This window comes from Methylobacterium sp. 391_Methyba4 (assembly GCF_029691625.1).
Lineage (GTDB): Bacteria > Pseudomonadota > Alphaproteobacteria > Rhizobiales > Beijerinckiaceae > Methylobacterium > Methylobacterium fujisawaense.
On the sequence record NZ_CP121475.1, the window covers coordinates 5,812,912 to 5,830,157 of the forward strand.

Here is a 17,246-nt window from a genome sequence, read left to right on the forward strand (position 1 = left end):
AGAAACGATCGAAACGCATCGTTTCCGATTTCCGCCCTCAGGGTCCCGGCCGCGCGCCGCTGGCTACCAGACCGTCGGCTTCGGGTTGCGCTCGTCAAAGCCCTTCTGGTGCCAGTACGGATAGATCGGCGTCTCGTGGCTCGCCGCGTCGAGGCGGGCGACCTGCTCGGCGGTCAGGGTCCAGCCGAGGGCGCCGAGATTCTGCTTCAGCTGTTCCCCGGTGCGGGCGCCGACCACGATGTTGCACACGGTCGGCCGGGTCAGCAGCCAGTTGAGCGCCACCTGCGCCACCGTCTTGCCGGTCTCGGCCGCCACGGCGTCGAGGGCGTCGACCACGCCGAACAGGTATTCGTCGGAGACAGGCGGCCCACCCTCGGCGCCACCGGCGGCGATGCGGCCGCTCTGGTTGGCCTGTCCGCGGCGAATCTTGCCGGTGAGGCGGCCCCAGCCCAGCGGGCTCCAGACCATCAAGCCGACACCCTGGTCGATCCCGAGGGGCATCAACTCCCACTCGTAGTGCCGGCCGATCAGCGAATAGTAGCCCTGGTAGGCGACGTAGCGGGCGAGGCCGTGGCGCTCCGAGGTCGCGAGCGCCTTCATGAGCTGCCAGCCGGAAAAATTCGAGGCGCCGATGTAGCCGATCTTGCCCGCGCGGGTGAGGTCGTCCAGCGCCCGCAGGGTCTCGTCCACGGGGGTGAGCGCATCGAACCCGTGCATGAAGTAGACGTCGATATGGTCGGTGCCGAGCCGCTTCAGGCTGGCCTCGCAGGCGCGGACCAGGTGGTAGCGCGAGGAGCCCACCTGGTTCAGGTCGTCGTTAAACCGGAAGGTCGCCTTGGTGGAGATCAGCGCCCGGTCGCGCTTGCCCTTGAGGGCCTGACCCAGGATCTCCTCGGAGGCGCCGCCCGAGTAGATGTCGGCCGTGTCGAAGAAGTTGACCCCGGAATCGAGGCAGAGATCGACCATGCGGGTCGCCTCCGCGACGTCCGTCTGGCCCCAGCGCTGGAAGAATTCGTTCGTGCCGCCGAAGGTGCCGGTGCCGAAGCTGAGCACCGGCACGGTAAGGCCGGAGCGTCCGAACTGCCTGTAGTCCATCGGATCCTCATCGCGATCGCGGGCGCCGCATGTCGGCGCGCCTGCCGGTCTAACGCGGCCGCCGCCCCGGTTTTCCCGGCGGCGGGCATGCCACGACGAGGGCCGTGCGCGTCAGCGCCGCGACTCGACGACCGGCGCCCCCTCGCAGCGCTGGCCGGCGGCCGCGCCGGTGCGCCGGTCGGGCGGCAGGGCGTCCGGGGATCCGGCCTTCTCGGGCAGGATCGCGACATTCGCCGTCATCCCCGCCGCCAGCACGATCGGGCACGGCACGTCGTCGAGGTCGATCCGGATCGGCACCCTTTGCGCCAGCCGGACCCAGGTGAAGATCGGATTGACCGTCGGCAGCCCCTGAACGCCCGGGGCGGCGTCGGCGACGCTGATGCCGCGGCCGAGGCCGGTCACCCGGCCCCGGATCGGACGGTCCGGCCACGCCATCAGCGACACCCGCGCGGCGTCACCCTCGCCGATGCGCGGCAGCTGGGTCTCCTCGAAGTAGCCTTCGATCCAGAAGCTGTCGCCGTTGACCAGCGTCAGCGCCGGCTGCCCCGTGGCGGCGAACCCGCCCTCCTGCAGCAGCAGGTTGGTGACCCAGCCGTTCACGGTGGCCCGCAGGGTCGTGCGCTCCAGGTTGAGCCGCGCCTGCGCCAGCGCGCCCTCCGCCTGGACCACGTTGGCCTGGGCGGCCTGCGCCTGGCCGCTGGTCGTCTGCTTCTGCTGCGGGGTGGTGGCGAGATCGTCGAGTTCGGCGGTGCGCTGCGCGATACCCGCGAGGTAGCCGGCCTGTGCCCGGGCACTGGCGAGGGCGCCCTCCGCCTGGGTCACGGCGTTCCTGAACGTGCCGGGATCGATCGTGAACAGCACGTCGCCCTTGCGGACGAACTGGTTGTCCCGGACGCGGACCGCCACCACCGTCCCGGAGACCTCGGGAGCCACCTGCACGGTGTAGACGCGCACGCGCCCGTCCCGGGTCCAGGGCGTGTAGGCGTAGTAGAGGAAGGCGAGGTAGGCGAGGCCCATTGCCGCCGCCAGCGCCAGCAGGGTGGCGGCGACGTTGTAGGCGGGCGGCGGCTGCCAGTCGCGCAGGGACGGTCGCGGGGTCGTGGCCATGTCACGGACCCTGGACGCGCAGGGACAGGATCAGCAGAGCCGTCACGGCGGTCAGGAGGCTGAAGTCGAACAGGGCGCGGTTCCAGACAAGGTGGTTGATGCCGATCCAGTCCAGGATCCAGCGCAGGCCCCAGGTGATCACCAGGGCGGCGAGCAGGCAGATCACCGCGGGCTCGACGTAGAGCCCCAGCACGTCGACCGCCCGCAATCCGATCACGCCCGCACCCCCGGATCGAGGTTCGGCCAGCCCGCGCGGTCGAGATCCGACACGAGGGCGGCCAGCGCCCCGATGCGCTCCGCCTGGAGCGGCAGGGTCGCCCGGTCGGCGAGCTCGCGCAAGGGATCCGGCACCGCATCCGCCTCTGCCGGACGGGACGCGGCGAGCCGGGCCCAGACCGCCCGGCCGACGCGGCGGCCTTCCCGGTCGTCCGTCTCCCGCAGGGCGAGCAGCAGGAGCCCGATGACGAGCAGGCGCTCGCCGCCCCGGGCCATCGCCTCATCCGCGCCGATGAGGGCGAGCCGGCCGAAACCCCGGGCGAGATAGCGGTCGCGGGGCGGCAGCAGGAGCGCCGGGTCGAGGGCCGCGCCGCGCACCGACCGGACCAGCCGGCGGCGGGCCCGCAGCCGCAGCGTCGCGGGGCTCACCGGCGGCGGCAGGGCGGCGAACGCGACCGCCGCCACCGCCATCCCGAGCAGCTCGGCCAGCACGGTGTTGAGCGAGTCGGCGAGGTCGTAGGTCATCGGGTTCTTGGGATCGAGGACGCCGAAGACGAAGAAGCCGAAGCCGATGCCGTAGATCGCACGCTTGTCGGCCCGGCCGACCACCGCCAGCATCGCCACCGGCAGGAGCACGGCGGCCAGGAGCGCGAAGCTCCCGGTGGTGGTCAGCAGGGTGTAGCGCAGGGTCAGCCCGACCACGGCGGCGAGCAGCGCGCCGATCAGGAAGGCGCGGGATTCCGCCCGCGGGTCGGCATGGGCGGCGAGCAGGACGCAGACGAGGCTCGCCCAGGTCGCGGCGCCGGCCCCGTGCGACCAGCCGGTGACGTACCAGAAGCCGTTGACGAGCAGGACGGCGGCGGCGGTGCGCAGGCCGTTGTCGAAGGCGTGCCAGCCGTCCCAGTCCAGGTCGTTCCACAAGAGCAGGTGCGGGCGGAACGGCACGCGCCGCCGCCCCACCCGGCCCCCGGCCCGCAGGAGCCGCGCCGAGACCCGGACGCGCCCGATCTGCCGGACGGCGATCGCCCCGCCGGCCCCGATCAGGTCGGTCGAGCGCGATCCCGGCCGGTCCGGCAGCAGGGCCCGCAGCAGGCCCGCGGCGAGCACGCGCCGCAGCCGGGGGGCGGCGTTGCGGATCCCCCGGCCGCCGGAACGGAGGGAGGGCTGCTCGGTGAACGTGTCGGTGACCTCCTCGCCGAGCGTCATCACGGCGGCGATGGGCATCGGGCCCGGCCGCTCGCCCCGCCGCAGGGCGGCCATCCAGGCGTCGCAGGCCTGCGCGGCCGCCTCGAGCCGCCCCGCCAGGGCGCGGCTGACGGCGGGGACGCCCGGCGCCACGAACACGTTCGACGCGTAGGCGCAGCCGATCCCGAGCAGGATCGTCGAGCAGCGGTCGACGCCGATCTGGAACACCGTCTCGGGGCTCTGCACGTCGGCCAGGGCGATGATCGGCACCGTGAAGCCCATGGATGCGAAGCCGTAGGCGCGCTGGCCGCTCTCGACGCTGGAGGCCGCGGTGAGCAGGCCCATCCACAGGGCCAGGGCGAGGTCGAAGGCCAGGGTCGCCTGGGCGAAATTGGCCACCAGCACCATCGCGACGGTGACGCCGACAAGCGTGCTGCCGGCCCGCCACAGGCTCTTGCGCAGGGAGGCCGCGCGGGTGGCGAGCGTCACCGAGATGACCGTCCAGCCGGCCCAGTGCGGCAGCGCCAGTTCGAGCCACATGGCGAGCCAGATCGCCGCGATGGCGGTGAGCGCGATGCGCACGGCCTCGGCCGCCTCCCGCGGCCACCACGCGGCGAGGCGCTGCAGGAGGCCCGGCGCGTCCTCGGAGAGCGCGACCTCACCGGCCACGGCGCGGCCTCAGCGGCCGGGGCGGGTCGGGGAGCCCGGTCGCGGGCTCACTCATAATGCTCGGCGACGTCGACCTTCCCCTTGAACACCCGGTAGACGACCAGGGTGTAGATCAGGGTGATCGGCAGGACCACGATCCCCGCGCCCCAGAACATGAAGGACAGGCTCGCCTCCGGCGCCGCCGCCTCGGTCACCGTCACGCTGAACGGCACCATGTAGGGCAGGAACGAGGCGGCGAGCGTCGCGAAGGCGGCGGCGAAGATCAGCGCCACCAGCGGGAACGGCAGGGCGTCGTTCCGGCGCCGCGCCGCGTAGAGGAGCCCCGCGCAGGCCGCGGCCCCCACGAGGGGCAGGACCAGCATCTCGGGCCGCTCGATCCAGCGGTGCAGCACCCGCAGGTTGATCGCCAGCGCGTACACGAAGGCCGCGCCCAGGAAGGCCAGCACCCCGAGCAGGAGCCGCGGCAGCAGCCGGAAGCCGAGGTCGCGCACGTCGGACTCGGTCTTGCCGCACAGCCACGCGGCGCCGAGCAGCGCGTAGCCGAGGCACAGGCCGAGCCCGCAGAGCAGCGAGAAGGGCGTGAGCCACCCGAACGCCCCGCCGACATAGAGCCCGTCCCGGACCGGCAGTTCCTGCACCAGCGCCCCGACCGTCACGCCCTGCACGAAGGCCGCGCAAAAGGAGCCGCCGACGAAGCCCGCGTCCCAGACCCGCCGCAGCCGCCGGGACTTGTAGCGGAACTCGAAGGCGACGCCGCGCAGGATCAGGGCCGCGAGCATCAGGAGGAGCGGCAGGTAGAAGGCCGAGAGCAGCAGCGCGTAGACCGCGGGGAAGGCCCCGAACAGGATCGTCGCGGCCAGAACCAGCCAGGTCTCGTTGCCGTCCCAGACCGGGGCGATCGCCTGCATCATGTGGCGGCGCGCCGCCTCGTCCGGGGCGATCCCGAACAGCATGCCGACGCCGAGGTCGAACCCGTCGAGCAGCACGTAGAGCATCAGGGTGAGGGCGAGGGCGGCGGCCCAGAATTCGATCATGGCCGCTTACTCCGCCGGTGTGCCGGTCGGCGTGGCGCCGGGTGTGCCGGGACTGTCGCCCGGTACGGCGAGCGGCCTCTTGGGGTTGGCGGCGCTCCCCGCATGCGCGGGCGTCGGCAGGATGCCGGCCCTGAGCATGCGGTAGATGTAGACGGTGCCGGCCGCGAAGATCAGCGCGTAGACCGCGCCGAACACGGCGAGGGAGGTCGCTACCTGCGGGGATGTCAGGAACGGCGTCGCCGCGTCGGCGGTGCGGAGCTGGCCGTAGACCGTCCAGGGCTGGCGCCCGACCTCGGCGGTGAACCATCCGGTCAGCGTCGCGACGAAGCCCAGGGGGAACGACAGGAAGATCGCCCATTGCAGCCAGCGCGCCCGCTCCAGCCGCCCGGTGGCGTAGAAGGCCATCCCGCCCCAGGCGAGCGCCAGCATCAGCAGCCCGCAGCCGACCATGATGCGGAAGGCGAAGAACGGGATCAGCACCGGCGGCCGGTCGGCCTTGGGGATGTCCTTGATGCCGATCACCTTGCCGGTGAGGGTGCCGTCGTCGATCAGGCTGCCGGCGGGGGCGGGCAGGGCGATGACGAAGTGGTTTGTCTCCTGCGCCTCGTCGGGCCACGCGAACAGGATCTCGCCGGCCGGCGCCCGGCTCTCCCAGTGGCCCTCGATGGCGGCGATCTTCGAGGGCTGGTGCCGGACGACGTAGTCGCCGGTGAGGTGGCCGAAGAACAGCTGCAGCGGCACGAGGACCGCGGCGAGGCCGAGCCCCATCCGGACCATGGCGCGGGCCTCGACGCGGTCCCGGCCCCGCAGCATGGACCACGCGCCCGTCGCCGCGACGCAGAAGCTGGTGGTGACGTAGGCGGCCAGGACCATGTGGGGGAAGCGGACCCAGACGACTCCGTTGAAGAGGATTGCCCACCAGTCGGTCGGCACGAACACGCCGTCCGGCCGCAGGGCGAAGCCGGTCGGATACTGCATCCACGAGTTGTTCACGAGGATCCAGAACGACGACAGGCTGGTGCCGAGGCAGACCATCAGGCAGGCGAACAGGTAGAACCAGCGCGGCACCCGCCGCCGGCCGAACATCAGCACGCCGAAGAACGAGGCCTCCAGCGCGAAGGCCGTGAAGCTCTCGTAGCCGAGAAGCGGCCCCTGGATCGGCCCGGTGCGGCGGGCGAGCTCGCTCCAGTTGGTGCCGAACTGGAACGCCATGACGATGCCGGAGACGACCCCGAGCCCGAAGGCGACCGCGAAGATCTTGAGCCAGAAGTCGAACAGGCGGTCGTAGACCGGCTCGCCCGAGATCATCGCCCGCGCCTGGAGGAAGGCGAGCCAGGCCGCCAGCCCGACCGTGAAGGCCGGGAAGATGATGTGGAACGAGACCGTGAAGGCGAACTGGATGCGCGACAGCATCAGGGCGGAGATGTCCATCGTTCCTCTCTCCAGCCGAAGCTCGCCGGTCCGCCGCCCCCGCTCGGGCGCGTCGCACCCTCAGATGTCCACCGGCGGGGCGCGGGGAACCGCGCCTCGCGGAAGTGTCAGACGGTGTCGATCCTCAGGATCGGCGCCGTCTCGGCCCGGCTGCGCCGGCAGGCCTCGGCGTCCTGCTTGAGGTCGATGCCGTAGGTCGGGATCACGGCCTTGAGGCGGGGCAGCCAGCCCTCCGGCGTCAGCCGGTCGGCGAAGCACTTCTCCAGCACCTCGACCGCGATGAAGGCCGCCGTCGAGGCGCCCGGCGAGGCGCCGAGCAGCGCGCAGATCGAGTGGTCGGCGGCGGCCACGAGCTCGGTGCCGAACTCGAGGTAGCCCTCCTCCAGCGGGTTCGACTGGCCGGTCGGCTTGATCGTCTGCACCCGCTGGCCGGCGACCGCCGACGTCCAGTCCTGCTTCAGCGCCTTGGGGAAGAACTGCTTCAGGGTCGCGAACTGGTGGTCGGAACTCTGGAGCACTTGGCCCACGAGGTACTCGGTCAGCGCGACGTTGTCCTTGGCGACGTCGAGCAGCGGCACGATGTTGTGCGGGGTCAGCGCGGTGAACAGGTCCGTGAGCGCGCCGTGCTTGAGGAAGCGCGACGAGAAGCCCGCATAGGGTCCGAACAGCAGCGAGCGCTTGCCGCCGATGATGCGGGTGTCGAGGTGGGGCACCGACATCGGCGGCGAGCCGGAGGCCGCCTTGCCGTAGACCTTGGCGTGGTGGCGCGCGCTGACCGCGTCGACGTCGCAGCGCAGCCAGATGCCGGAGACCGGGAAGCCGCCGTAGCCGCGCCCCTCCGGGATCTTCGAGGCCTGCAGCAGCGGCAGCGAGCCGCCGCCCGCGCCGATGAACACGAACTTCGCCGTCACGGTCTGGCGCGTGCCGTCGTAGGTGTCCTCGACGGTGACGGCCCAGCGGCCGTCGTCGACCCGGTCGAGGGCGACGACCTTCCGGTTGTAGTGCACGGAAAAGCCGGGCTGCGCCGCGAGCTGCTTGACCAGCAGGTGCGTGAGGGCGCCGTAATCGACATCCGTCCCTGTGACGATCCGGGTGGCGGCGATGGGCTCGCCGGGGGCGCGGCCCTCGATGATCAGCGGCGCCCAGCCGGCGATGACCTGCGGATCCTCGCTGTATTCCATGCCGTGATAGCAATGGTGCGCCGACATCGCGGCGTAGCGCGCCTTGAGGAACGCGACGTTCTCGGCCCCCCAGACGAAGCTCATGTGCGGGCAGGGATGGATGAAGGCGCGGGGATCGGGGATCGCGCCCTTCTTCACCAGATGTGCCCAGAGCTGGCGCGAGATGTCGAACTCGGTGTTGACCTCCAGGGCCTTGGCGATGTCGACGCTGCCGTCGGGGCGCTGGGGCGTGTAGTTCAACTCGCAATTGGCCGCGTGGCCGGTGCCGGCGTTGTTCCAGCCCTCCGAGCTCTCCTGCGCGCAGTCGTGGAGCGTCTCGAACATCGCGATCCTGAGCGACGGCTCCAGCTCCTTCAGGACCGTGCCGAAGGTCGCGCTCATGATCCCGGCGCCGATCAGCACCACGTCGGGAGTGTCGTCGTCGCTTAGGCCGGCCATCGCGGAACTCCTGGCACCGGTTCGGGGGAACTCACTGGGCGTTCGGGACGAAGGGCAGCCGGGCCTCGGCGCCGGGGGCGAGGATCACGTAGGCCCGGCACCAGGGCTCGTCGTCGACGAGGCGCCAGGAATGGCCGGAGCCGGCGGTGTCCTCGGCGATGAGGATGTCGCCGGGGCGGATCGTGAAATGCGCCCCGGCCTTCGTCTGGAAGTCGAGGGTGCCGCGCAGGGTAATGACGAACTGGCGGGTCGGGGCCGTGTGCCACGCGTAGGTGCCGCCGGCCTGCGTCTCCCGGAAGGAGATCGAGACCACGTCGGTCGTGCCGCTGAGGAGGTCGCCGCGCTCGCCGTGGGGCAGGGCGATGACGCCCTCCGCGAAGTGGGAATTGCCGTCGTCACCGGTCCAGATGCGAACGCAGCGGATCATCGGGCTGACCTCCAGCTTGGGATCGGCGCGTCAGCGCCAGAGGTTGGTCTTGGCGAGGTCGACGATCTCGGTCCCGCGCCCGTCGATCACCGCCTTGGCGAGCCACATCCCGAAGCCCGTCACCTGCTCGAGGCCGACCTTCGGCGGCATCGACAGTTCCTGGCGGGCCGAGACGACGTCGAGGAGGGCCGGACCGTCGTGGTCGAGCAGCGCGCGCATCGCGTCCGGCAGTTCGACCGGATCCTCGACGCGCCGGGCGAAGATGCCGGCCCCGCGCGCCATGGCGGCGAAGTCCGGGTTCACCAGTTCGACGCCGGTCTCGAGGAAGCCCGCGGCCTTCATCTCCATCTCGACGAAGCCCAGCGTGCCGTTGTTCAGCACCACGATCTTCACCGGCAGCTTGTGCTGGTTGAGGGTCAGCAGGTCGCCCATCAGCATGGCGAAGCCGCCGTCGCCGGAGAACGAGATGATCTGCCGCCCGGGATAGGCCGCCTGCGCGCCGATCGCCTGCGGCAGGGCGTTGGCCATGGAGCCGTGGTTGAGCGAGCCGATCAGCCGGCGCTTGCCGTTCATGGCGAGGTAGCGGGCCGCCCAGATCGTCGGCGTGCCGACGTCGAAGGTGAACACCGCGTCCTCGGAGGCCGCCTCGCTGAGCGTCCGGGCGACGTATTGCGGGTGGATCTTGCCGCCGGGCTTGCCCACCGCCAGGGCGTCGAGCCCGGCGCGGGCCTTGCGGTAATGGGCGAGGCTGTCGTCGAGATGCGCCCGGTCGGTCTTCGCCTGCAGCTTCGGCAGCAGCGCCGTGATCGTCGCGCCGACGTCGCCGATCAGGCCGAGATCGATCCGGCAGTGGCGCCCCAGGCTTTCGGCTCGCAGGTCGACCTGCGCGATCTTGGCGTCCTCCGGGTAGAACTGGCGGTAGGGGAAGCTGGTGCCGAGCAGAAGCAGGGTGTCGCAGTCGAGCATCGCCCGGTAGCCCGACGAGAAGCCGATCAGCCCGGTCATGCCGACGTCGTAGGGATTGTCCCACTCGACGTATTCCTTGCCGCCCAGCGCGTGGACCACCGGCGCCTTCAGCGCCTCGGCGAGCTGCAGCAGCTCCGCGTGGGCGCCGGCGCAGCCGCGGCCGCAGAACAGGGTCACGCGGCCGGCATCGTTGAGCATCCCGGCCAGCGCATCGAGGTCGGCGTCGCGCGGGCGCACCACGGGCGGGGGCGGCACCAGGGCGGCGGAGAGTTCGGGCGCGTTCCCCGGCATGGCCATGAGGCCGACATCGCCGGGGATCACCACCACGGCGACCCCGCGCTCGGCGACGGCGACGCGGATCGCGGTCTCGATCACGCCGGGCAGCTGGGCCGGCGAGGAGACCAGCTCGCAATAGTGGCTGCATTCCTGGAACAGGTTCTGCGGGTGCGTCTCCTGGAAGTAGCCCCGGCCGATCTCCGCCGAGGGGATCTGGGCCGCGATGGCCAGCACCGGCACGCGGGAGCGGTGCGCGTCGAACAGGCCGTTGATCAGGTGGAGGTTGCCCGGCCCGCAGGAGCCGGCGCAGACCGCGAGGTCGCCGGTCAGGTGCGCCTCGGCGCCGGCCGCGAAGGCGGCGCTCTCCTCGTGGCGCGTGTGGATCCAGGCGATCGAGCCGTCCTGGCGCAGGGCCTCGGTCAGCCCGTTGAGGCTGTCGCCGACGACGCCGTAGATGCGCTTCACGCCGGCCTGCGCCAGCGCCCGGACGAACAGATCGGCGACCTTCGTGCTCATGGTGTCTCGCTCAGCTGAGGGGCCCCGACGGATGGTCCCGGCGGGTTCAGGCGCCGGCCAGCCCGTGGCCGGTCATGGTCTTGGGATCGCACACCGCGTCGAAGCGCTCGGCCGGAACGCCCTCGGCCAGGGCGGCCTCGCGCAGCGTCGTACCCTCGTCGTTGGCGCGGTGGGCGATTTTGGAGGCGAGGTCATAGCCGATCACCGGCGACAGGGCCGTGACCAGCATCAGCGACTGGTTCACGGTCTCGTCGATCCGCTTCCGGTTGAGCTCCGTGCCCGCGACCGAGTAGGTCCGGAATTTCTCGCAGGCATCGCCCAGCACGCGGATCGCGTGCAGCGTGTTGTTGATGATGATCGGGCGCATCGCGTTCAACTCGAAATTGCCCTGCGCGCCCGCGAAGGCGACCGCGTTGTCCTCGCCGATCACCTGAATGCAGACCATCACCATGGCCTCGCACTGAGTCGGGTTGACCTTGCCGGGCATGATCGAGGAGCCCGGCTCGTTGGCGGGCAGCAGCAATTCGCCGAGACCGCAGCGCGGCCCCGAGGCGAGCCAGCGCATGTCGTTGGCGATCTTCATCAGCGCGACCGCGAGCCCGCGCACCGCCGCCATGGCGGCGACCATGGCGTCGAGGGAGCCTTGGGCGGCGAACTTGTTGGGCGCCGTGACGAACGGCTTGCCGGTCAGCGCGGCGATCTGGCCGGCGATCTCCGCGCTGAAGCCTTCCGGGGCGTTGAGGCCGGTGCCGACCGCGGTGCCGCCGGCCGCGAGCTTGTAGAGCCCGGCCCGCGACGCCGCGACTAGGGCCAGCGCGTCGCGCATCTGCTCCACGTAGCCCGACCATTCCTGGCCGACCGTCAACGGCGTCGCATCCTGAAGATGAGTCCGGCCGGTCTTGACCACATCCATCCAGGCCTGCGCCTTCGCGTCGATCGCGTCGGCAAGGGCGTGCGCCTGCGGGAGGAGCACCTCGTCGAGTTCCAGCACCGTCGCGATGTGCATCGCGGTCGGGAAGGTGTCGTTCGACGACTGGCCCATGTTGACGTGGTCGTTCGGGTGGACCGGGCTCTTGGAGCCGAGTTCACCGCCGAGGAGCTGGATCGCGCGGTTCGACAGCACCTCGTTGACGTTCATGTTGGACTGGGTGCCGGAGCCGGTCTGCCAGACGTAGAGCGGATAATGCGCGTCGAGCTTTCCCGCGATCGTCTCGTCGGCGGCCCGGACGATGGCCTGCGCCCGCCAGTCCTCCAGGCGTCCGGCCGCGGCGTTGACCAGGGCCGCGGCCTTCTTGACGTAGCCGTAGGCGTGATAGACCCGCTTGGGCATGCGATCGTTGCCGATCGAGAAATGCTGGAGCGAGCGCTGCGTCTGCGCCCCCCAGTAGCGGTCCGCCGGAACGTCGATCGCCCCCATCGAATCCGTCTCGCGGCGTGTCCCCGTGGCGGAGATGCCGATCGGGATTTCGCGCAGGACAGGATGGTCCGGGGCAGACGCGGGCATCGTCATCCTTCTCGGTGTCGAACCGTATGGCACAGAGCAAGTCTGGGTCGGCGAAACGGATGTGCTTTGAGGTAAATCGTATTAATATTCCCTGTTGCTTGATGGACTTTTGTCAAAGCGAGATCTTCAGGAATTTTCTGTTCCCTTTTTACAAATTTTTGAATATATTAACATAGTGTCATGCATATCGTACGTGCCGATTGCCAGACGACGCGGATCGATGTCAAGGGTCGCGTAATGTCGCCGGTGCAAAAATATTAGATGGATTGATCAATTTATAGCGCGGCTGCTGTTCGGGCTGGAAAATTGCGCGCTATCGAAATTGGAAACCAGTGCAGCCTCCGTAGATCCGAGATCTCGGGCGGGCCTATCCCATCGCAGGGGAACGCCGTCGATCCGCGCGGGGGCGTACAGCCTGAGGGCGGGTCCCCACGCCGTGTGTTCGATCTTTGGTAAGAAGTCCCGGTCCTGATCTCCGCTGAAGGCGGGCCCCGGCGCGCCGCCGGCATGGTCGCTGAGCAGAAACGCCGTGCGGGCCAGGGAGAGCCTCGCGGTGACGGCGCGCCCCTCCCGCAACCGGGCGATCAGGCCCCGTATGGACGCCGCCGCCATCAGATAGCCGGTGGCGTGGTCGAGCGCCTGGACGGGCAGCGGCACCGGCCGGTCGGCCTGTTTCCAGCGCTGTCCGGCCGACGCGATGCCGGCCGACATCTGGACGAGGCTGTCGAAGCCGCGCCGGCCGGCCCAGGGCCCGGTCCAGCCATAGGCGCAGAGCGTGACGTCGATCAGGTTCGGATTGAGCGCCCGGCGATGCTTCTCCCCGTAGCCGAGCCGCTCCAGGGCATCCGGGCGGTATCCATGCACGAGGATGTCCGCCTCCGAGAGCAGCCCCTCGAACCGCTGTCGGTCGGCGGCCCGATGGAGGTCGAGCCGGGTGCAGACCTTGCCCAGGGTGACGTCGGGCGCCAGGGACGGCTCGTCCCAGCTGGGCGGGTCGATTCGCAGGACGTCGGCGCCCAGCCCGGCCAGGAAGCGCGTGGCCACAGGCCCCGCCAGGATGCGGGTCAGGTCGAGGACCCGGATCCCCGCGAGGGGACGGGCCGGGTCCGGGCGCCACCGTCCGGAGTCGTGGCCGGGCGCCTCCGTGACCGCCACGAGGGGCTCGGCCCGGACCGCCCGGCCCTGGTCCAGTCGCTGCCACGCCTCCAGGCTGCGCATCGCCGCGGCGCAGCCCCCCGCGCGCAGGATCGCCGATTCCAGGGTCTCGGCCGTCTCCCGGGCCACGGCGGCCGCAACCGCCTGCCGGTCGCCCGGACAGTCGAGCACCGAGAGGGCGGCGGCGCGATGGTGGGGCGCGTTGGTGTGCAGCCGGATCCAGCCGTCCGCCGCCCGGTAGTCGCCGGCGATCGGGTCCCAGGCGGCCGGCATCGTCCATCCGCGCGGCCGCACCGACGGGCCGAACCACGCCGAGGCGAGATGCCGGTCCACCGTCACGGCGGGCGCATCTCCGAACAGGCCCAGAAGTTCGGAGACGGCGAGGCCGGCGGCACCGATCGCCGCCGTCGCCAGCTCCGTGACGGGGAAGCAGGACGGCAGGCTCTCCGTGCCGGTGACCGTCAGCCGGTCTCCGGCATCGGGCGGCAGCGCCAGGGCTGCCAGCGCCTCCGCGAAGATCGACCGCAGGGCGTCCTCGTCGGCGTGTCGCTTGCGCATGGTCGCGGCCCTCACATGACCTGTGCAGGGTGGCGGCCGCCGACGGATGAATCAATCTTGTACCGCTGATGGGCAGGACGGACCGGCTCCCCGCTCCATCCGGATGGCGCCGCCCGGGCGCCGCCCGGGCACCGGCCCATACCGGCCCATAGCGGAAGGGCCGGCCTCGCGGCCGGCCCCGATGCGCGTCGCGGCGCCGTCCGCGCGGGGGCGGCGCCCGCCGGGCCTCAGGCGAACATGTCGGGCTGGGTCTCGGCGATGTGGTTGTACAGCGTCTGGAAGTGCAGCCAGCCGATATAGTCGCTGCCGACATGCTCGCGGCTGTAGCGGGCGGTCTTCTCCGAGAGGAGCTGCGGCTTGATGCCGGAGGCCTCGACGAGGAGCTGCTGCTTGCAGGCCCGCTCCAGGGCGATGAACCAGAAGGCCGCGTCGTCGATGCTGTGGTGCGAGCAGGTCAGCAGGCCGTGGTTCTGGTGCAGCACGCCGCGGTTGCGGCCGATCTGCTGGGCGACCGAGAGGCCGCTCTCCTTCTCCACCGCCACGGCGCCGGCCGAGGCGCCGATCACCGCGTGGCTGTTGTAGAAGGCCGCCGCGTCCTGGCTGATCATGTCGAGGGGCCGACCGGTGGCGCACCACGCGGTGCCGTAGGTGGTGTGCGCGTGGCACATCGCCATGACCTCGGGGTACTCGTCGTGCACGGCGGCGTGGAGGACGAAGCCCGCCCGGTTGATGGCGTGGCGCCCCTCGACCACCCGGCCCTTGTGGTCGGCCAGGATCAGGTTCGACATCCGCACCTGCGAGAAGTGCACGCACATCGGGTTGGTCCAGTAGAGCTCCGGACGCTCCGGGTCGCGGATCGTCAGGTGCCCGGCGAAGCCGTAGTCGAAGCCGTGCATCGCGAAGGCGCGGCAGGCGGCCACGAGGTGCTTCTTGCGGTAGTCGCGCGCCTCGGCGTGGTTGGCGAATTCCGGAATCTCCGGGAAGATCAGGCCGGCCTGCTCCGGCTGGTAGATCGAGGTCCGCTTGCGGCCGGCATCGTCGTCGGGCAGGTCGAGGGCGACGGGCGCCTCGTGGGAATGATCGTCGAGCATGGCGTATCCTTTCGTCGGGTGAGGGGAGGGCGTCAGCGGTTGACGAGGCGCTTGGGCACCGTCAGCGCCAGGAGGCTGCCCAGGGCGAGGCACGCGGCGAGGGTGTAGACGCCGAGGCTCGTGGACTTGGTGGTGTCGATGATCCAGCCGATCAGGTAGGGGCTCACGAAGCCCGCGAGGTTGCCGACCGAGTTGATCACCGCGATGCCGGTGGCGGCGGCCGCCCCCGCCAGGATGGCGGTCGGCAGGCACCAGAACTGGGCGAGCGTCACCAGCACGCCGATCGTCGCCACGGTGAGCGCCGCCTCGGCGATCACGAGGTCCGTGCTGAACCGGATGCTGACCAGCCAGCCCGCCACCCCGACGAGGCCCGGCACCGTGATGTGCCAGCGCCGCTCCCGGGCCGCGTCGGACAGGCGCCCGACCGTAATCATCGCCACGGCGGCGGCGCCGTAGGGCAGCATGGTCAGGAGGCCGATCTGCAGCGGGTCGGAGACGCCCGCGCCCTTGATCAGGGTCGGCAGCCAGAAGCCGACGCCGTAGAGGCCCATGATGAAGAAGAAGTAGATCCCGCAGAGCAGCCAGACCCAGCCGCTGGTGAAGCCGTCCCGGAACCGGTGCGCGGTCACGGAGGCGCCGTCGGCGGCGACATTGTGGGCGAGCAGCGCCTTCTCGTCGGCGCTCAGCCACTTGGCCTTCTGGATGCCGTCGTCGAGATAGGCGAGGACGCAGAAGCCCAGCACGACGGACGGAAGCGCCTCGATCAGGAACAGCCACTGCCAGCCCGCGAGGCCGCCCGTGCCGGCAAACGCGTTCATGATCCAGCCGGAGACCGGTCCGCCGATCAGGCCGGCGATCGGGATGCCGGTCATGAACAGGGCGATGATGCCGCCGCGGCGCTCGGACGGGTACCAGTAGGTCAGGTACAGGATCACGCCCGGGAACAGGCCCGCCTCGGCGAGGCCCAGCAGGAAGCGCAGGACGTAGAACCAGGTCGGCGAGGTCACGAACATCATGGCCGCCGAGATGACGGCCCAGCTCAGCATGACCCGGGCGATCCAGATCCGGGCGCCGACCTTGTGGAGGATCATGTTGCTCGGCACCTCGAACAGGAAGTAGCCGAGAAAGAAGATTCCGGCGCCGAGGCCGTAGACGGTTTCGCTGAACTGCAGGTCGCTCAGCATCTGCAGCTTGGCGAAACCGACATTGACGCGGTCGAGATAGGCCGCGACGTAGCAGGCGAACAGGAACGGCACGAGGCGCCACGTAACCTTGCGGTAGACCCGCGTCGTCTCGTCGATACTGGGCTCGACGAGGGTCATGACCCCCTGTGCCATTCCGGTGTCTCCCTAGACTTTATCGTTTCGCCACCGTCTGCGCGGCGCGGCCGGCACTATCGTGCTGCGTCCAATCGTTGACAAACGACGATTTTTCACGCTTTTCGGGAATTCAATTCATGGATTGTCCCATGCGCCGGATCCCGAGCTTCCCCGCCCTGCGGGCCTTCGAGGCGGCCGCGCGCCTCGGCAGCTTCGCGCGGGCGAGCGAGGAGCTGCACCTCACGCCCTCGGCGGTGAGTCACCAGATCCGCGCCCTGGAGCGCTGGTTCGGACGGGCCCTGTTCCGGCGGGCGAACCGTCAGGCGACGCTCACCGCCGACGGCCAGCGCCTGCTCGCGGGGCTCTCCAGCGCCTTCGACGCCATCGAGGCGGTCTGTGCCGAGCTGAGCCCGCCGCCGCCCTCGTCGCTGGCCGTCCACTGCACGCCGAGCTTCGCGGCGAAGTGGCTGGGGCCCCGGCTCCCCGCCTTCGTGGAGACGCATCCCGGCATCGCCATCCGCCTTTCCACCAGCGCCGACCCGGTGGATCTCGCCCGGCACGAGGAGATCGACATCCTGATCGCCTACGGCCGGCCGCCGCGCGGGCCCGGCCTGACCGTCGAGTCCCTTGGGCCGGAGGAGATCGCCGCCCTGTGCACGCCGGAGGTTGCCCGGGCCGCGGGGTCGGCCGGGGCCTTCACCCGGCTGGACTCGTCCTTCAGCCCCATCCGCTGGCCGGACTGGTTCGCCCATAACGGCCTGCCCGTCCCGACCGGCGCGTCGGGCGCGGCCTTCGACCGGGGTTCGCTGGTGATCTCGGCGGCCGTCCAGGGGCTCGGCGTGGCGCTGGAGACCCTGCGGTTCGCCCGGGACGAACTCGCCGCCGGGCAGCTGGTGCGCCTCGGCGGCGGGCGGTTCGAGAGCCTGTCCCGGGACCTGCACTTCATCTGCTACCGCGAGCGCGACGGGGCCCTGGAGAAGATCCGGGCCTTCCGCCGCTGGCTGCTCGACGTGGAGGTGGAGAGCCGGGCGGTTCCGGCCTGACGCGGAAAGATGTTGGCGCGGAAAGACATGGGCGC

14 protein-coding genes are annotated in these 17,246 nt (G+C 70.8%); 1 reads left to right on the plus strand and 13 read right to left on the minus strand.

The genetic code is table 11. From position 1 onward, the window contains the following. Nucleotides 1–63: 63 nt before the first annotated feature. From P9K36_RS27340 to P9K36_RS27400, 13 genes are all read right to left on the minus strand, one after another. On the minus strand, nt 64–1,095 hold the full coding sequence (locus tag P9K36_RS27340; RefSeq protein WP_278306252.1) for an aldo/keto reductase: 1,032 nt from the start codon (nt 1,093–1,095) through the stop codon (nt 64–66). Nucleotides 1,096–1,206: 111 nt separating this feature from the next. Further along, entirely contained in the window at nt 1,207–2,202 is a 996-nt protein-coding gene (locus tag P9K36_RS27345; RefSeq protein WP_052083752.1) for an HlyD family secretion protein, read from the minus strand. A 1-nt stretch (nt 2,203) separates the two neighbouring features. Next, complete coding sequence (locus P9K36_RS27350) at nt 2,204–2,419, minus strand: DUF1656 domain-containing protein (protein ID WP_236952766.1); 216 nt, start codon at nt 2,417–2,419, stop codon at nt 2,204–2,206. Beyond that, entirely contained in the window at nt 2,416–4,272 is a 1,857-nt protein-coding gene (locus tag P9K36_RS27355; protein ID WP_043760025.1) for an FUSC family protein, read from the minus strand. The genes P9K36_RS27350 and P9K36_RS27355 overlap by 4 nt, the downstream gene beginning before the upstream one ends. 47 nt (nt 4,273–4,319) lie before the next feature. Continuing rightward, a complete protein-coding gene (gene cydB / locus P9K36_RS27360; protein ID WP_043389059.1) occupies nt 4,320–5,306 on the minus strand; it encodes a cytochrome d ubiquinol oxidase subunit II in 987 nt (328 codons plus the stop codon). A gap of 6 nt (nt 5,307–5,312) precedes the next feature. Then, a complete protein-coding gene (locus P9K36_RS27365) occupies nt 5,313–6,737 on the minus strand; it encodes a cytochrome ubiquinol oxidase subunit I (RefSeq protein ID WP_053609659.1) in 1,425 nt (474 codons plus the stop codon). Between the two features lie 107 nt (nt 6,738–6,844). Continuing rightward, on the minus strand, nt 6,845–8,356 hold the full coding sequence (gene mqo, locus P9K36_RS27370) for a malate dehydrogenase (quinone) (protein WP_043760033.1): 1,512 nt from the start codon (nt 8,354–8,356) through the stop codon (nt 6,845–6,847). A gap of 31 nt (nt 8,357–8,387) precedes the next feature. Then, entirely contained in the window at nt 8,388–8,783 is a 396-nt protein-coding gene (locus P9K36_RS27375) for a hypothetical protein (protein ID WP_043760035.1), read from the minus strand. A gap of 30 nt (nt 8,784–8,813) precedes the next feature. Beyond that, nucleotides 8,814–10,541, minus strand: a complete 1,728-nt coding sequence (gene poxB, locus P9K36_RS27380; protein WP_043760037.1) for a ubiquinone-dependent pyruvate dehydrogenase — start codon at nt 10,539–10,541, stop codon at nt 8,814–8,816. A 46-nt stretch (nt 10,542–10,587) separates the two neighbouring features. Then, nucleotides 10,588–12,045 carry a class II fumarate hydratase gene (fumC, locus tag P9K36_RS27385; RefSeq protein ID WP_043389241.1) on the minus strand — a complete coding sequence of 486 codons (1,458 nt, stop codon included), beginning with the start codon at nt 12,043–12,045 and terminating at the stop codon, nt 10,588–10,590. A 270-nt stretch (nt 12,046–12,315) separates the two neighbouring features. Further along, nucleotides 12,316–13,758: a CoA transferase gene (locus P9K36_RS27390; protein WP_111473472.1), complete on the minus strand. Its 1,443-nt coding sequence runs from the start codon at nt 13,756–13,758 to the stop codon at nt 12,316–12,318. 227 nt (nt 13,759–13,985) lie between these two features. Further along, on the minus strand, nt 13,986–14,849 hold the full coding sequence (locus P9K36_RS27395; protein WP_111473471.1) for a class II aldolase/adducin family protein: 864 nt from the start codon (nt 14,847–14,849) through the stop codon (nt 13,986–13,988). 32 nt (nt 14,850–14,881) lie between these two features. Further along, on the minus strand, nt 14,882–16,186 hold the full coding sequence (locus P9K36_RS27400; protein WP_043389044.1) for an MFS transporter: 1,305 nt from the start codon (nt 16,184–16,186) through the stop codon (nt 14,882–14,884). 131 nt (nt 16,187–16,317) lie between these two features. Between P9K36_RS27400 and P9K36_RS27405 the strand changes: the two genes are divergently transcribed. Then, on the plus strand, nt 16,318–17,211 hold the full coding sequence (locus tag P9K36_RS27405; RefSeq protein WP_111473470.1) for a LysR substrate-binding domain-containing protein: 894 nt from the start codon (nt 16,318–16,320) through the stop codon (nt 17,209–17,211). Nucleotides 17,212–17,246 lie beyond the last annotated feature (35 nt).

What these genes read in the sequence shown, in the direction of transcription:
- P9K36_RS27340 (WP_278306252.1), bottom strand. Translation starts at nt 1,095, where the DNA reads ATGGACTACAGGCAGTTCGGACGCTCCGGCCTTACCGTGCCGGTGCTC.
- P9K36_RS27345 (WP_052083752.1), bottom strand. Translation starts at nt 2,202, where the DNA reads ATGGCCACGACCCCGCGACCGTCCCTGCGCGACTGGCAGCCGCCGCCC.
- cydB (WP_043389059.1), bottom strand. Translation starts at nt 5,306, where the DNA reads ATGATCGAATTCTGGGCCGCCGCCCTCGCCCTCACCCTGATGCTCTAC.
- P9K36_RS27365 (WP_053609659.1), bottom strand. Translation starts at nt 6,737, where the DNA reads ATGGACATCTCCGCCCTGATGCTGTCGCGCATCCAGTTCGCCTTCACG.
- mqo (WP_043760033.1), bottom strand. Translation starts at nt 8,356, where the DNA reads ATGGCCGGCCTAAGCGACGACGACACTCCCGACGTGGTGCTGATCGGC.
- P9K36_RS27375 (WP_043760035.1), bottom strand. Translation starts at nt 8,783, where the DNA reads ATGATCCGCTGCGTTCGCATCTGGACCGGTGACGACGGCAATTCCCAC.
- poxB (WP_043760037.1), bottom strand. Translation starts at nt 10,541, where the DNA reads ATGAGCACGAAGGTCGCCGATCTGTTCGTCCGGGCGCTGGCGCAGGCC.
- fumC (WP_043389241.1), bottom strand. Translation starts at nt 12,045, where the DNA reads ATGCCCGCGTCTGCCCCGGACCATCCTGTCCTGCGCGAAATCCCGATC.
- P9K36_RS27390 (WP_111473472.1), bottom strand. Translation starts at nt 13,758, where the DNA reads ATGCGCAAGCGACACGCCGACGAGGACGCCCTGCGGTCGATCTTCGCG.
- P9K36_RS27395 (WP_111473471.1), bottom strand. Translation starts at nt 14,849, where the DNA reads ATGCTCGACGATCATTCCCACGAGGCGCCCGTCGCCCTCGACCTGCCC.
- P9K36_RS27400 (WP_043389044.1), bottom strand. Translation starts at nt 16,186, where the DNA reads ATGGCACAGGGGGTCATGACCCTCGTCGAGCCCAGTATCGACGAGACG.
- P9K36_RS27405 (WP_111473470.1), top strand. Translation starts at nt 16,318, where the DNA reads ATGCGCCGGATCCCGAGCTTCCCCGCCCTGCGGGCCTTCGAGGCGGCC.